Source organism: Bacteroides cutis (assembly GCF_900241005.1).
Classification (GTDB): domain Bacteria; phylum Bacteroidota; class Bacteroidia; order Bacteroidales; family Bacteroidaceae; genus Bacteroides; species Bacteroides cutis.
On the sequence record NZ_OEST01000004.1, the window covers coordinates 334,723 to 349,893 of the forward strand.

Consider the following 15,171-nt stretch of genomic DNA (forward strand, 5'->3'; position numbering starts at 1 on the left):
ATCATTTCTTTTTATGTATCATCAAATAGACAATCGGAATAATGAAACCGTTCAAGAACGTGGATGTTAAGAGTCCACCCAAAATAACCTTTGCCATAGGACTTTGTATTTCATTACCGGGCAGATCGCCACTCAAAGCTAGCGGAATTAATGCAAGAGCACTGGAAAGAGCCGTCATTAAAATCGGGTTCAGACGATCCAGTGAACCCTGGATAACACTGTCATAAACATTATAGCCTTCTTCCTGCTGCAAATGGTTATAATGGCTGATGAGCAACATTCCGTTTCGGGTAGCGATACCAAACAGAGAGATAAAACCAATGATGGCAGGAATACTGACTTCACCTGTTGTAATGAGCAAGGCAAATACACCACCAATCAGTGCCAAAGGTAGATTGATGAGAATGATTGCACTCTCTTTCATACTGCGGAACTCATGGTAGAGCAGCAGGAAGATAACTACGATAGACATGAATGAAGTCAATGCTAACGTACGACTTGCTGCCTGTTCGCTTTCAAACTGACCACCATATTCGATGTGATAGCCTTCCGGCAGTTTGATTTCCCGGTCTATTTGGTCTTGTATGTCATTTACTACACTGCGCAAGTCACGGTCGGCAACATTGGCAGAGATAACGATCTTACGTTTTACATTTTCCCGGCTGATAGTATTGGGACCCATAGCCGAACGAATTTCGGCTACGTAGTTTAATGGAACCTTTTGTCCGTCGTTGGTGTCAATCATCATGTTGCGTATTTTCTCCATTTTATCGCGAAGATCATCCTTGACACGTATGGTAAGGTCGAAGCTTTTTCCTTTTTCATAAACCTGCGATATGGCCTCTCCTGCCAGACAAACATTGACAAATTCTGAAAACTCCGGTAATGAAATACCGTATTTGGCAAGTATTTCCCGTTTGGGCGAAATGATGAGCTGCGGTCTTTCGATTTGTTGTTCTACATTTAAGTCGGCAATACCGGGAATACCTTGAATGGCATCCTTTATCTGATTACCTATAGAGAACATCCGATTAAGATCGTCTCCAAACAGTTTGATGGCAATATTAGCTTTTGTCCCGGATAACATGGCATCAATACGATGGCTGATAGGTTGCCCTATTTCCACATTGGCGCCTACAATAGTCCCCAATTTGGTACGTACATCAGCAATGAGCTCACTACGTGATCGGTCTTTCAACTCAAATGGCGCTTCAATTTCAGAGACATTTACGCCCAGGGCATGTTCGTCCAGTTCGGCACGTCCCGTTTTGCGGGCCACAGTTTGTATCTCGGGGATAGAGAGTAACAATTCTTCGGCACGATGTCCCATCTTGTCACTTTCTTCTAACGAGATGCCTGGTAGAGAGGAAATGTTGATGGTGAACGATCCCTCATTGAAAGGAGGTAAGAAGGAACGACCTAATGTAAAGAAACAAATCAATGCCACGATAAATAGGCCGATTGTACTTCCCAATACACTTTTTTTATGTTCCAGTACGAAAGTCAGTGCAATAGAGTACCATTCTTTCATTTTATGTGCTACGGCGGAGTCACCTGTGGAATTCTTCTTCTCTTTGATTTTTTCTTTGCCTAGTAAATAGGAACAAAGTACTGGCGTAACTGTCAATGCCACAATAGTGGAAGCTGCCAATGCCACGATGAAAGCAATTCCCAGCGGTACTAACATTCGGCCTTCCATACCACTCAGGAAGAACAGGGGTACAAAACTTACTACGATAATCAGTGTAGAGTTTAGAATAGGCATACGTACTTCTTTGGAAGCGTTAAATACCACATCGAGTATAGTCAATCGTTCTTCGACAGATTTCAATCGGTTTTCTCGTAATCGTTTATAAACGTTTTCCACATCCACAATAGCGTCGTCTACCAGTGAACCGATGGCGATTGCCATACCTCCAAGACTCATCGTGTTGATAGTGAATCCCATATAGTGAAGAGCTAGAATTGATGCTATCAAGGATAGGGGCAATGTCACTAGTGATATAATAGTTGTCCGTACATTGGCGAGAAACAGGAACAGAACGATAACGACAAAAATACCACCTTCAAAGAGGGATTTCTGTACATTACCAATGGAACTTTCTATAAAACGACTTTGGCGAAAGATATCGGTAGATACTTTTACATCTGCCGGAAGGTTTTTCTGCAAATCCTTCAATGAAGCCTCCAATTTGTTAGTCAACTCCAATGTACTCGTTGCTGGCTGTTTGGTCACCGTCATCAATACAGCAGGCTTGCCGCGTTCCGAGGCAGTGCCAAGTTTAGGTAACTTGGCACCGATATGTACGTCTGCAATATCTTCTAACAGGACAGGAGAATTGTACGTTGGAAGTTGGGAAGTTGTATTATCTTGCACTTTTATAACGGCTTTTGCAAGTTGGTCTACACGGTCGGTAGAGAGTACCCCACGCACAATATATTCGTTCCCATATTCATAAAGTACCCCACCATTAGCATTCAAATTCATTTCACGGGTGGCGTTCATTACTTCTGTTAAGCTGACACCGTAATGACGCATTCGTTCTGGGTCAAGTTGTATCTGATACTCTTTGATGTCTCCACCCAGTACAGAAACTTGTGCTACTCCTCCAGTAGAAAGTAATCTCGGACGAATTGTCCAGTCGGCAATAGTACGTAAATCGAGCATAGAGGTAGAATCTGCCGTCAGCCCGATGATCAACATTTCACCTAGAATGGATGATTGTGGCCCGAGCGTAGGGTTACCCACATTGGCAGGCAATGCTTCATTGACAATTGCTAATTTTTCGCTGACAATTTGGCGCGCCAGATAGATATCCGTATCCCAATCAAATTCTACCCAAACTACGGAAAAACCGTTTGTTGAAGAGGAGCGTACACGACGTACACCTGTTGCGCCATTTACAGCGGTTTCTACGGGGAAAGTAACCAGTTGTTCCACCTCTTCGGCTGCCATACCATTGGCCTCGGTCATGATAACTACCGTTGGAGCATTCAGATCGGGGAACACATCTACTTCCGTATGTATGGCAGTGTAAGTACCACCAATCAACAACAGCACAGATGCTACCAACACCAAAATGCGGTTGTGGAGGGAAAAATGTATAATTTTGTTTAACATAATGATTAATGTGCTGATATGCTAATGTATAGATATACTAATTGGTTATACTGATTGTTTATTGATCTGCCACAGACAAATTAGTATAGGTACATTAGCACATTAATTAATTAGTGTTCATGACTATGAGCCGGTATTGCATTTGTAGCTCCGGCCAGTTTTACTTGATAGGCTCCTTTAATAACCACTTTGTCACCGGCTTTTATACCGGAAAGAATTTGTACGCTTTCTCCATTGTCGGCACCCAGAGTGACGAGTTGTTTTTTATACCCCTCTTCATCCAATTGTAGATAAACGAAGAAACTGCCTTGTTCTTCAGTTAGGGCTGTATGGGGAAGTGCAATTACATTTTCCATTGGAGAAGAAAGTAGAAATATTTCTACAAACGAGCCCGGAATAATGTCTCCTTTGTTGTCGAACTCAAAAGTAACGGGAATGTAGTAACCATTATCACCCGTTGTCTTTCCATATGAGAGCAGTCGCCCGTTCAGCCCTTTCAAAGTATATACTTTATTATTATAAGGTGTGCAGAAATTGGCGGAGCTGATTGTACGTAAAGAAGGATAATACTTTTCCGATACATCGGCACGGAGGAACAATTTGCGATTTTGGGTGATGCTGACCAGCGGCTGTCCTACGGTGACATAATCTCCTTCTTTCACCAACAGGCTTTTTATATAACCACTGATAGGAGAGGGAATAACCTGTCCGTTGGCGGAGTGATTTTTAGCAACAGCTTCATAGCTGATACGGGCATTTTCGTAAGCCTGTTCGGCTTGGGCAAAATCTTTCTCCGATACAATTTTATTAGGAACAAGTGTTTTCATACGTTCGTATTCCTTCTTAGCTACTTCGTAGGCGATACGTGCCTTTTGTACCGGATCACCATCTGCCATATTCTTGGAAGATAGAATTATCAGTGGCGTACCTTTATTTATACTTATACCTTCAATAACTTTTCCACTGAAAGAAACGATACCTGCTACGGTAGCTACGGCAACACTTTCATCACCTTGTGCAACCAACACCTGTCCACTGGTCTTGATGACTTGATGGAAAGTGCCTGGTTCAATAATGCTGGTTTCCACTCCGGCAGCTTGCGCTTTGGCGGGTGGAAGAATTATTTCGTCACTATGTCCGGCTATGGCTTCATTGTTATGGTCATGATTTTCATGTCCTTCATTTTCGTGGTCATGTCCTTCGCTTTCATGGTCATGTCCTGCATGATCGTGTTCTTCAGTTGTATGCTGATGTCCGTCTGCGGATTTATTGTTACAAGAGCCTAATAGGAATAACCCTATGACTCCCCAAAAGATATATCTTTTCATGTTGATAGTTTTTGTTCTTACTTCAATTTGAATGCAAAATTAGAGAATGACGTATACAACTCGGTTGCATAGTTTTTATATGCCGATTGAGAAAATGATTTTCGGCAATACACTGGCAGTGGTTAAGCAAGAACACACGGAGGTGCACGAAGCCCCGAAGCACGTGTAATAAACGTGCCGTGAAGAGACTCTATGTAGACAAATTTATACCCTGTCCCGGCTTCTTCAGGTAAGGAAAGTAGTTTGAGGATAGGTTCGAAAAATAAAGTAGTGACCCATACGAAGTCGGGATGCGCAACACTATTGTCCGAATTGGGAGTTTGCTGGAAAAAATGAGTCGTCATACAACCTGTATCACAGCAACAATGCTCACTGCAAGAGCCCTGATGATGACAACACCCCTCACTAGGAATGTCGTTTTTCATACAAATCATACCGTTGTCGTGGTGATGATGAGGAATAACCGGTACTGCCAGCATAATCATGCTGATGAAAAGCAGGAAATAAGTAATGTACCGTTTCTTTTTCATCCTTCTATCTTTGATGGGAGACAAAGATAGAGGTTATAAAGCTAATTACCAAATGCAATATGCTAAAAAGCCTTGAATAAGCTGTTTAATCCTTCGCTCACACTGGGATGCGTAAAGATAAAGTCACGCAGAAAACTGTAAGACTGCCCTGTTTTCATAGCCATCGTTACCATATTGATGACTTCCGGAGCATCCACACACAACAATGTACATCCTAAAATACACCCGGTATGCGTGTCAATGACGGCTTTCATCATACCGTCTATGCTTTGCAACGTGCGTGTACGTGGAATAAGCGCTGCTGGTAACCTAGAGACTTGGATAGAATATCCGTGTTTAACCGCCTCTTCTTCTGTAATTCCTACATGTGCCAATGGAGGATCTGTGAAAATGGCGAAAGGAACCGGTGAACGGTCATCAGTACGTCGCTTTTTGTCACCGAACAGTTGGTTACTGATGATGCGATAATCATCAATAGACAGATAGTCGAACAGTGCTCCTCCCCTGACGTCACCCAATGCCCATATATGTGGAGAGGTGGTATGAAGTTGTTCATTCACGATGATAGCTCCTCGTGCGTCGGTCTGAATACCGGCGGCGTGAAGATCCAATTCGTCTGTCCTCGGTCTTCGTCCGGTTGCAAGGAGCAAAGCGTCCCCTTCCACAAAGTAGGGAGTGCCATCAGAACCGTTTGTATAGGTCAACGTTATTCCGTCTGCTGTGTCGAAAACAGATTGGGAATGTACATTCAGGCGTACTTCAATATGTTTTCGTTTCAGGGAGTCTAACATGGATTCGGCAATGTCCCGGTCGGTGTTGGGTATGAAGCGGTTGCCGGCTTCCAATAATATCACCTTACTGCCGAAGCTTGCATATATCGTAGCGAACTCCAATCCGATGGCGCCTGCACCCAGAATGAGAAGACGTGCCGGAAGTTTACTTTCCTGTAGTAAAGTCTCGCTAGTATAGATATGCTTGCTTTCGTTGATTCCTCCGACATCGGGCAGGATGGGAATAGAGCCTGTATTGATAAAGATCTCCTTGCCTTTAAGCAGAATTTCTTTTTCTTGCGGTGAAACGATTTTCACGACATTGTCCGATACAAAAGTAGCTGTACCATTGTATAGTGTGATGTTGGAATTGGTCTTTACACTGACGAAGTTCATCTCACGCAGATAAGAGACGAGTTTGTCTTTTCGCCTTACGGCAAGTTTATATTGCTTGGACTGATTTTCAAAGTCGTTCTGATACAGTCGTTCGGTATGCCTGGCTTCGTGTATCAGGGTTTTGGTAGGAATACACCCCACATTTACACAGGTTCCTCCGTACATTTTCGGAGAACGTTCAATGATGGCCACTTTCCAATTGCGTCCGGCGAGTTCGGCAGCTAGCAGTTTACCGCCTTTGCCAAATCCTATGATAATTGCATCGTATTGTTTCATTTCCTTTATAATTAAAAGATTAGAAAATGAAACAATGAGAATGAAACATTTGTTGCGTAGGGAGAGTTAATGAACGTTTACCGTTCTAACTCTCTAAGTGAATCCATTTTCTTCTTTTCGAGAAATTCATAGATTCCACACAGATGTTCGGTTACTCGTTTATTACCGAATTCATAAACCTTTGTTACCAATCCGTCCAAAAAGTCACGGTCATGGCTCACTACGATCAATGTTCCGTCAAAATCCAGTAACGCTTGTTTCAGGATATCTTTGGTCTTCATGTCAAGGTGATTGGTGGGTTCATCCAAAATCAGCAGGTTTACCGGTTCCAACAACAACTTTATCATGGCGAGTCGTGTGCGTTCTCCACCCGAAAGTACTTTCACTTTCTTCATGGATTCTTCGGGACCGCCAAACATGAAAGCGCCCAGTAAATCGCGTATCTTGTTTCGTATTTCTCCTTTGGCAACGTCATCAATCGTTTGGAATACAGTAAGGTTCTCGTCCAATAGTGAAGCCTGGTTTTGGGCGAAATAACCTATCTGTACGTTATGCCCGATGGTAAGCGTCCCGTCATGTTCTATTTCTTTCATGATACATTTTACCAAAGTCGATTTACCCTCACCGTTTTTCCCTACAAAAGCCACTTTATCGCCCCTTTCTATGGTTAGGGAAGCGTTCTTGAACACAACATGATCGCCATACATTTTTCCGACGCCATCCATGATAACGGGATAGTTGCCTGAACGTGGTGACGGTGGAAATTTCAGACGTAAAGCCGAAGTATCTTCCTCATCCACCTCCAGCAGTTCCAGTTTCTCCAGCATTTTTACGCGGCTTTGCACCTGCAAGGTTTTGGAGTAAGTACCTTTGAAACGTTCAATGAACTCTTTGGTGTCAGCAATGAACTTTTGTTGTTCGTCGTAAGCTTTTTTTTGTTGTTCACGCCGTTCTTTACGCAGTTCCAGATATTTGGAGTAGTTTACCTTGTAGTCATAAATCCGTCCCATGGTTACTTCAATGGTACGGGTTGTAATATTGTCTACGAATTTGCGGTCATGGCTGATGACAATAACTGCTTTTCCGTTATTGATAAGGAAATCCTCCAGCCATTGGATAGATTCGATGTCAAGATGGTTGGTCGGTTCATCCAGCAACAGGACATCCGGTTTCTGTAGCAGCAACTTGGCAAGCTCGATACGCATGCGCCATCCACCGCTGAAATCACTGGTCTGGCGATTAAAGTCCTCACGGTTAAACCCGAGTCCGAGTAATGCTTTTTCAACATCTTCCTCATAGTTGGTGGAGTCAATGGCATAGAATTTTTCACTGAGTGCCGAAACATTTTCAATTAGTTCCATGTAACTGTCACTCTCATAATCCGTACGAGTTTCCAGTTCTTTGTTAAGGCGGTTTATTTCTGCTTCCATTTCGTGCAGGTGGGCAAAGGCCTGTGCAGTTTCCTGAAAAACAGTTCGTCCGTCTTCTGTCATTAGATGTTGTGGCAGGTAAGCAATGACACTTTCTTTGGGAACCGATATTTTACCACGGGTGGGTTGCCTTACACCTGCAAGAATTTTCAATAAAGTACTTTTTCCTGCACCATTTTTCCCCATCAGGGCGATGCGGTCTTTTTCGTTGATAACAAAGGATATATCACTAAATAAGGTGGTGCCGCCAAATTCAACGGCGAGTCCGTCTACTGAAATCATTATATATATTTTAAAATAAGATGCAAAGATAATATAATAATATTATTTTTTATATCTTTGTCTCGTACAAACAATAACAAATAAGTCTCATGGAAATCGAAAAACAATCAGAAGATTACCGTCCGCTCATTTTGGTTGCGGAAGATGATGATAGTAATTTTAAATTAATAAAAGCTATTATCGGTAAGAGGTGCGATATATTGTGGGCTATGAATGGCGAAGATATGGTAAAACTGTTTCGAGAAAATCGTGAGAAAGCGGCTGCTATTCTTATGGATATAAAGATGCCTATAATGAATGGTCTGGACGCTACTTTAATAATACGTGAAGAAGATAAGGAGCTTCCTATTATAATGCAGACTGCATACGCATTTGCTTCCGATCGTGAAAATGCGATACAATGCGGTGCTTCGGAGGTGCTGGTGAAACCTATCACTCTAAGTGCTTTACGTAATTGTCTCAGTAAATATTTGCCGGAAATAAAGTGGTAATTCACTTCGTGTAGAAATAGGCCAACGGGGTGGCTCTCAATATGAAGAACTGCCCCGTTGGTTTATATATAAGCATTGATAAGCTATCTTCGCCCGTCCTTATATCAGTTTATCGAATATATTTTGGGGATAGAGCTTTATTAGTTTTATCTTTGTACTATTTAATGTAATACCTTCTAATATAATATTTTGTTCGATATGAAGACAAACACCTTCCTTTTGTTTTTCTTAGGCTTGTTTTTCATGGCGTCTTGCTCCGATAATCAGATAGAACCCAACTTCTTAATACAAACTACCAAAGATATAACAATAGCTTATGAGGCAAAATCGCAAGCTACCATTCATTTTACGAGTTCACGTGAGTGGCAGGCAAACTCTGCCGAAGACTGGTTTACGATATCTCCTTCTGCGGGGGAAGGTGGAACTTTTGATTTAGTAGTCACCGCCAAGACCGAAAACATTACTACTGAACCTCGTACGGCAACCATCACTCTCACTTCAGGAAGTTTGACCCAAAATATAACTTTACAACAAAGTAATGCCGTAACGCTTGAGCAAAGCACTTATAATCTGGAGGCAGAGGGAGGTGCTTTGGACATTCGCTTTTCAACGAATGTAGCTGCAGATGAATTTGCGGTTTATACTAATAAGAGGGACGATTGGTTGGTGCAAAGGGGAGAAACCCGTACTGCTTCCTTATTGATGATAAGATTGAAAGTTCTACCGAATATGGAAGTTGCTTCCCGTACTGCTTATATTTATTTTGTAAAGGAGACAGATGCGGGTAAAAAAATATTAGCTATTGCCACTATAAACCAAAAGGGAGTGTCCTCGGAACAATCTGTCGATTATTCTGCTGATAAAACAGTCCGTGTTTTGCAGACGGCTACTAAAGGGAATGGTATTCCTATTGTCCTTATGGGGGACGGTTTTATTGATAAGGAGATTGCTGATGGTACCTATAGCAAGGTTATGGAAAAGACGCTTGAAAATATTTTTACGGAAGAACCGATCAGGTCACTCCGGGATTATTTCAATGTATATACCGTAACGGCAGTTTCAAAGAATAATAACTTTGGAAACGGATATGAAACCGCTTTTGGTTGTAAATTGAGAGGTGGGGGTACTACCGAAATTTATGATGGTGATGAACATAAAATAATGAAATATGCACGATGTGTAGAAGGAGTGGATTTACAGGAAACCTTGGTCGTTGTCATTCTTAATACTCTGGTTTATGCTGGTACTACTTATTTCGGATATGTGGATAACACCAATAAAGTGGTTGAGTTTGCGATAGCCTATTGCCCGGTTATAGAAAATCTGGAGAGTGAGAAGTTCAGACAAGTACTTGTGCATGAAGCTGTAGGGCATGGATTCGCTAAACTGGAAGATGAATATGGCTATAAAGAACAAGGTGCGATTTCAGAAAATAAAGTAAAGGATATCCAGCGATTACAAGTTTTAGGATGGGCACAGAATGTAGATTTTACAGAGAATCGTACTGAGGTACTTTGGAGTAAATTCCTGGCGGATGAACGCTATGTGTCAGATAATTTGGGTATCTTCGAGGGAGCATGTACCTTTATAAAAGGTGTTTATCGTTCAACCGAAGAAAGCATGATGCGTAGCAATATCCAAGGTTTTAATGCACCCTCCCGTAAATCTATATATGATAGAGTCATGAAAGTCGGTATGGGAAAGGAAGCGACTTATGAGGAATTCGTTATTTACGATTTGCAGCATAGGACGCAGACACGTTCCGTCTCTACTTTGATTCCGGATAAACCGTTTGCACATCCGTATTTTGTTGGTAGGGCACTTTCTGAGTAAAAGAAAACTTGCATTGCCACTGCATTGGCACAATCTTGCCACCATATTGGCACAACTTTGCCAATATGGTGGCAAAGTTGTGCCAATATGGTGGCAAGACGTTTGGGTTATATAGCCGTAGTTTTATATTTCTATTTTTCTTTCTTATTCTCTCTTTCCTGCATTTTCCGTTTTACGAATTCAATCTTCAGGTTAGCTTCGTCTATATTCTTCTTTATTTCTGTGATAGAAGAAAGTATCTTTGCCAATTCGTAAACATCGGCAGCGGCTTTGCGGTCGTTAGGGGTAAGGGTAGTGGCATAGGAACGTTCGCCCAAATAGTTGACTCGGATATTTTTATCTTTATTCAGACAGATAAACCCGATGACATTGCCATCTTCGCCTAATTTGTAATCGGCTTTTTCAATCTTTTCTCCGAGATCTGTGGTTTCATAACTGTCTTTAGAGGCAGGTGTTTCGGCAAAACTGCCATCGGGGGTAGTTACTTTTACTGCCACATGATGGATGTTATGGGGACCACAATAAATAGAAGTCATACTCATCCTACCATTTTCATCTACTAGGAAACGAAGGAAAGAACGATGTAGGTTCTTCTCTATCACTTGGGAAGGATGTAGGTAATTACCTACTTTCTGATATTCGACATCTTTTTCGAAAATAAAGTTATCTTTGATGTCATCCAGTTCCTTTTGTTTTTCACGGAGCATGCTGTCAAGATAAACCAAACTATTCTCTTGTTCTTTCAGTTCTACCTGTTGCATAAGGCCTATCCCTTCATGGCGGGTTTTGAAAGCTTTGGGATAAAGGATTTTTATACTGTCAATTTGTATCTTTGCTTCACTATAATCGCCACGTTCGTAAGCTGCCCGGGCAATCTGTAGCTTCTCACTTGCTTTTTTCTCTACATTACTACAAGAAGAAAGCGTGCAGCAGAGGCACGCAAGGATAACTGCTTTTTTCATAATTTTTGTTCTTGGTGTTAGTGGGAGCAAAATTAGAAATAATATCCGTATCTTTGTACCCGCTTTATAAAAGAATTTATTATGATTGAACTGACGGCAGAAGAATTGAAGCAACGTTTTAATGATGACATATTCAGGCGGATATCCGAAACTGCGGATAATTTGGGGTTGGAATGCTATGTGGTTGGTGGTTATGTACGCGACATTTTCCTGCAACGTCCTTCCAAAGATATAGATGTGGTTGTGGTGGGCAGTGGTATCGCGATGGCGGAAGCTTTAGGCAAGTGCTTGGGGCGTGGTGCTCATCTCTCGGTTTTCAAGAATTTCGGTACGGCACAACTGAAATACCATGGTACGGAAGTGGAGTTTGTAGGTGCCCGTAAAGAATCGTACACACACGATTCGCGGAAACCGATTGTGGAAGACGGTACGCTGGAAGATGACCAAAATCGTCGAGATTTTACTATCAACGCTTTGGCTGTCTGTCTCAATCAAGCCCGTTACGGTGAGCTGGTAGATCCGTTTGGTGGAATGGAGGATTTGAAAGAAAAGACTATCCGTACGCCGCTCGATCCGGATATCACGTTTAGTGACGATCCATTACGGATGATGCGTTGTATCCGTTTTGCCACTCAGCTCGGTTTTTATATTGACGATACTACATTCGATTCTTTGTGTCGCAATAAAGAGCGTATTTCCATTATATCCAAAGAACGCATTTCAGATGAGTTGAATAAAATATTACTCTCTCCCATACCTTCCAAGGGATTTATTGATCTTGATCGTTCCGGACTGCTGGAACTTATTTTTCCCGAATTGGTAGCTCTACAAGGGGTAGAGACCCGCAATGGACGAGCACATAAGGATAATTTTTACCATACGTTGGAAGTGTTGGATAACATTAGTAAGAAGACTGATAATCTTTGGTTACGCTGGGCGGCATTATTGCACGATATTGCAAAACCTGTAACTAAACGTTGGGAACCTCGTGCAGGTTGGACATTCCATAACCACAACTTCATCGGTGAAAAAATGATACCGGAAATCTTCCGGAGAATGAAGTTACCGATGAATGAAAAGATGAAATATGTGCAAAAGCTGGTAAGTCTTCATATGCGCCCCATTGTCATAGCGGATGATGTGGTTACTGATTCTGCCGTTCGCCGCTTGCTTTTTGAGGCTGGAGACAATATTGACGACCTTATGACTTTGTGTGAGGCGGATATCACTTCCAAGAATATGGAACGCAAACAACGTTTTCTGAATAATTTCCAGTTGGTTCGCCAAAAACTGAAAGATCTGGAAGAACGTGATCGTATTCGTAATTTTCAACCCCCTGTCAGTGGAGAGGAGATCATGAAGACTTTCAATCTGCCTCCTTGTCAGCAAGTGGGTGCACTGAAAAGTGCCATAAAAGATGCTATTTTGGATGGAGTCATCCCGAATGAATACGAAGCTGCCCGTGCATTTATGGTGCAACGGGCAGAGAAAATGGGAATTAGTCTTCGGCCTGGAACTTCCTGCTCACTTTCATCAGATTAATTGTGTAAGTCACTACATTCTGGGCTTCTTGTATCATTGTCAGATAAACCATACTTACTTTGATGCTGCCCGATTGGGTCTGAATGCGTTGTAGTTCTTCACGTTTCAGATGGGCAAGTTGTCCGTTCAGGTCATTGGCTTTGCGGATATCTTCTTCAAGATGCTCGTAGTCATTGTTTCCCAGCTTATGGCGGCAGACTTGTAGCAGATAAATAATATCTTCCGTGACGTCGGCAAATTCACCTTTCTGAATAATATCCAATGGTTTGAAGTTATTATCTATATGCTCCAGACATGGTTCGCACAGACGTCCTACGCTATATACCAATTCACTGGCAAAGTCATTGCCCTGATAGAAATAAAGGCCTTTTTCCAGAACTGTATTGTTGTCTAGACGACACATGGCAAGTGTACCGGTACGCTTCATCTGTTTGATCAGCTGTTTTTCAAATTTGATTGAACCCATCGTGCGGCGTAGTCCACGTAAATTTTCGTGCAAGAAGGCAGTAACGGTACGTTCAAAGTTATCTTCTGTAAATTCAAGTATTTTACCCAACTCCTCACGGGTGTGTTTGCGCAGGAGTTCAAGGATTTCAGTATTATTCGTGCTTTGCATCAACTGTTTAATGGTCTCGTTCCCTTTTTCTCTCGCTTTACGTTTCTTGTACATCACTTGACTGCGGATCAGCATGAATACTGCCAGGCCGATAAGACCTACAATAGCGATGGAACCGCCGAAATATATAATCATTGCTACGAAGAAACAGATGGTGAATGCAGCGCCGGCAGTAATAAACCATCCGCCTATAACACTTAATACGCCGGTGATGCGGAACACAGCAGAATCGCGTCCCCAAGCACGGTCGGCAAGAGAGGTACCCATGGCTACCATGAAGGTAACGTAGGTGGTAGAGAGAGGGAGTTTCAGGGAAGTGCCCAATGCAATGAGTAGACCGGCGAGCACCAGATTGACAGATGCACGGACTAAGTCGAAAGCGGCTCCGTCGGCAATGATGGCTTCATCTTTTTGGAAACGGGTTTCAATCCAGCGTTTACTACGTTCGGGCATTATTTTGGAGAGCCCGTTGGCAAAAGTCATACTGAAACGTACTAAGGTACGTGCTATAGGAGTACTACCGAAGTTTTCTTCACCTTCGTCCTGACGAGAAAGGTCAACGGATGTTTTGATAACATTGTGAGCTTTCTTGGAAGTACAAAGTGAATATACCATAATGGCACCGGCACCGATAAGGAAATACCAAGGTGTTTTGGCAGGGCCAAGCAAGGAGGTCATAAGAAATCCATCGTCACCAACACTTGTTCCGTTCGCGGTATAATCTACGAAAGAGGAATATCCGGCGAGAGGTACACCGATGAAATTAACCAAGTCGTTACCTGCAAAAGCCAGAGCAAGAGCAAATGTACCCATCAGTACCACTACTTTGAATACATTGATTTTTAGCCAGTGTAGTATTTGCATCAGTAGGGTGAAGAATACGAAGAAACAGCCGATAAGTAAAAATGTATTATCTTGTATCCACTGTTTATTTTCAGGAGTCATGAACGAACTGTCTTTCAGCCCCTTTATCAACATAAAATAAATGATAGATGTAGCGGCGATACCTCCGAAAATGGCAATACTATATTTCATCTTCTTTTTATAGTTAAAAGTGAACACCACGCGCGCCAGCCATTGTACCACCATACCGAAGAAGAAGGCGATTGCTACAGATACAAAAATTGCCATGATTACAGACAATGCCTTGTCTGTGTTGATAAGGTCTCCAAGTCCCAGTGTATCACTGTCGTATACTTTTATAAGCGCCAATGCAAATGTTCCTCCCAGAAGTTCGAATACCATAGAAACGGTAGTAGAGGTAGGCATACCCATCGTATTGAATACATCCAGTAGCACTACATCCGTCAACATCACGGCAAGCAAGATACACATGATTTCGGCAAAATAGAAATGTTCAGGTTGATAGATACCATGCCGGGCTATATCCATCATGCCATTAGAGAGGGAAGCTCCGATAAAAACACCGATACCTGCTATGAACAATATGGTCTTGAAAGATGCTGCTTTTGCTCCTACAGCCGATTGGAGAAAATTGACTGCATCATTACTGACACCCACTACGAGATCAAACACGGCAAGGATGAACAGGAAGATGACAATACAAAGGTAGATAGTTTCCATAAATATGTAT

The 15,171-nt window shown here is 42.2% G+C and carries 10 protein-coding genes; 3 read left to right on the forward strand and 7 right to left on the reverse strand.

What is annotated here, in order from left to right; translation table 11 throughout:
- Position 1: 1 nt before the first annotated feature.
- The 5 genes from C1A09_RS10985 to C1A09_RS11005 form a co-directional block, all read right to left on the reverse strand.
- Complete coding sequence (locus C1A09_RS10985) at positions 2 to 3,121, reverse strand: efflux RND transporter permease subunit (protein ID WP_101544025.1); 3,120 nt, start codon at positions 3,119 to 3,121, stop codon at positions 2 to 4.
- 110 nt (positions 3,122 to 3,231) lie between these two features.
- Positions 3,232 to 4,449 carry an efflux RND transporter periplasmic adaptor subunit gene (locus tag C1A09_RS10990; protein WP_101544028.1) on the reverse strand — a complete coding sequence of 406 codons (1,218 nt, stop codon included), beginning with the start codon at positions 4,447 to 4,449 and terminating at the stop codon, positions 3,232 to 3,234.
- A 122-nt stretch (positions 4,450 to 4,571) separates the two neighbouring features.
- The gene (locus C1A09_RS10995; RefSeq protein WP_101544030.1) at positions 4,572 to 4,979 is read right to left on the reverse strand and encodes a DUF6769 family protein; all 408 of its coding nucleotides are present in this window, start codon (positions 4,977 to 4,979) and stop codon (positions 4,572 to 4,574) included.
- A 62-nt stretch (positions 4,980 to 5,041) separates the two neighbouring features.
- Positions 5,042 to 6,421: an FAD-dependent oxidoreductase gene (locus C1A09_RS11000; RefSeq protein ID WP_101544032.1), complete on the reverse strand. Its 1,380-nt coding sequence runs from the start codon at positions 6,419 to 6,421 to the stop codon at positions 5,042 to 5,044.
- Between the two features lie 77 nt (positions 6,422 to 6,498).
- Complete coding sequence (locus tag C1A09_RS11005; protein ID WP_101544034.1) at positions 6,499 to 8,133, reverse strand: ABC-F family ATP-binding cassette domain-containing protein; 1,635 nt, start codon at positions 8,131 to 8,133, stop codon at positions 6,499 to 6,501.
- Positions 8,134 to 8,222: 89 nt separating this feature from the next.
- Between C1A09_RS11005 and C1A09_RS11010 the strand changes: the two genes are divergently transcribed.
- Positions 8,223 to 8,624 carry a response regulator gene (locus tag C1A09_RS11010; protein ID WP_101544037.1) on the forward strand — a complete coding sequence of 134 codons (402 nt, stop codon included), beginning with the start codon at positions 8,223 to 8,225 and terminating at the stop codon, positions 8,622 to 8,624.
- Between the two features lie 198 nt (positions 8,625 to 8,822).
- Positions 8,823 to 10,457, forward strand: coding sequence for a M64 family metallopeptidase (locus C1A09_RS11015; RefSeq protein ID WP_101544257.1), 1,635 nt, complete (start codon positions 8,823 to 8,825; stop codon positions 10,455 to 10,457).
- A 131-nt stretch (positions 10,458 to 10,588) separates the two neighbouring features.
- On the opposite strand, the gene C1A09_RS11020 is transcribed toward C1A09_RS11015, so the two are convergent.
- A complete protein-coding gene (locus C1A09_RS11020; protein ID WP_101544039.1) occupies positions 10,589 to 11,419 on the reverse strand; it encodes an outer membrane protein assembly factor BamD in 831 nt (276 codons plus the stop codon).
- Positions 11,420 to 11,500: 81 nt separating this feature from the next.
- Here C1A09_RS11020 and C1A09_RS11025 point away from each other — a divergent pair, with 81 nt between their 5' ends.
- Entirely contained in the window at positions 11,501 to 12,961 is a 1,461-nt protein-coding gene (locus C1A09_RS11025; RefSeq protein WP_101544042.1) for a CCA tRNA nucleotidyltransferase, read from the forward strand.
- Here the strand turns inward: C1A09_RS11025 and C1A09_RS11030 are convergent.
- Complete coding sequence (locus C1A09_RS11030) at positions 12,918 to 15,161, reverse strand: inorganic phosphate transporter (RefSeq protein WP_101544045.1); 2,244 nt, start codon at positions 15,159 to 15,161, stop codon at positions 12,918 to 12,920. The genes C1A09_RS11025 and C1A09_RS11030 overlap by 44 nt on opposite strands.
- Between the last annotated feature and the right edge of the window lie 10 nt (positions 15,162 to 15,171).

Excerpts from the sequence above, each read along its gene's own strand:
- C1A09_RS11020 (WP_101544039.1), bottom strand. The coding sequence starts at position 11,419 with ATGAAAAAAGCAGTTATCCTTGCGTGCCTCTGCTGCACGCTTTCTTCT.
- C1A09_RS10985 (WP_101544025.1), bottom strand. The coding sequence starts at position 3,121 with ATGTTAAACAAAATTATACATTTTTCCCTCCACAACCGCATTTTGGTG.
- C1A09_RS11015 (WP_101544257.1), top strand. The coding sequence starts at position 8,823 with ATGAAGACAAACACCTTCCTTTTGTTTTTCTTAGGCTTGTTTTTCATG.
- C1A09_RS10995 (WP_101544030.1), bottom strand. The coding sequence starts at position 4,979 with ATGAAAAAGAAACGGTACATTACTTATTTCCTGCTTTTCATCAGCATG.
- C1A09_RS10990 (WP_101544028.1), bottom strand. The coding sequence starts at position 4,449 with ATGAAAAGATATATCTTTTGGGGAGTCATAGGGTTATTCCTATTAGGC.
- C1A09_RS11025 (WP_101544042.1), top strand. The coding sequence starts at position 11,501 with ATGATTGAACTGACGGCAGAAGAATTGAAGCAACGTTTTAATGATGAC.
- C1A09_RS11000 (WP_101544032.1), bottom strand. The coding sequence starts at position 6,421 with ATGAAACAATACGATGCAATTATCATAGGATTTGGCAAAGGCGGTAAA.
- C1A09_RS11005 (WP_101544034.1), bottom strand. The coding sequence starts at position 8,133 with ATGATTTCAGTAGACGGACTCGCCGTTGAATTTGGCGGCACCACCTTA.
- C1A09_RS11010 (WP_101544037.1), top strand. The coding sequence starts at position 8,223 with ATGGAAATCGAAAAACAATCAGAAGATTACCGTCCGCTCATTTTGGTT.
- C1A09_RS11030 (WP_101544045.1), bottom strand. The coding sequence starts at position 15,161 with ATGGAAACTATCTACCTTTGTATTGTCATCTTCCTGTTCATCCTTGCC.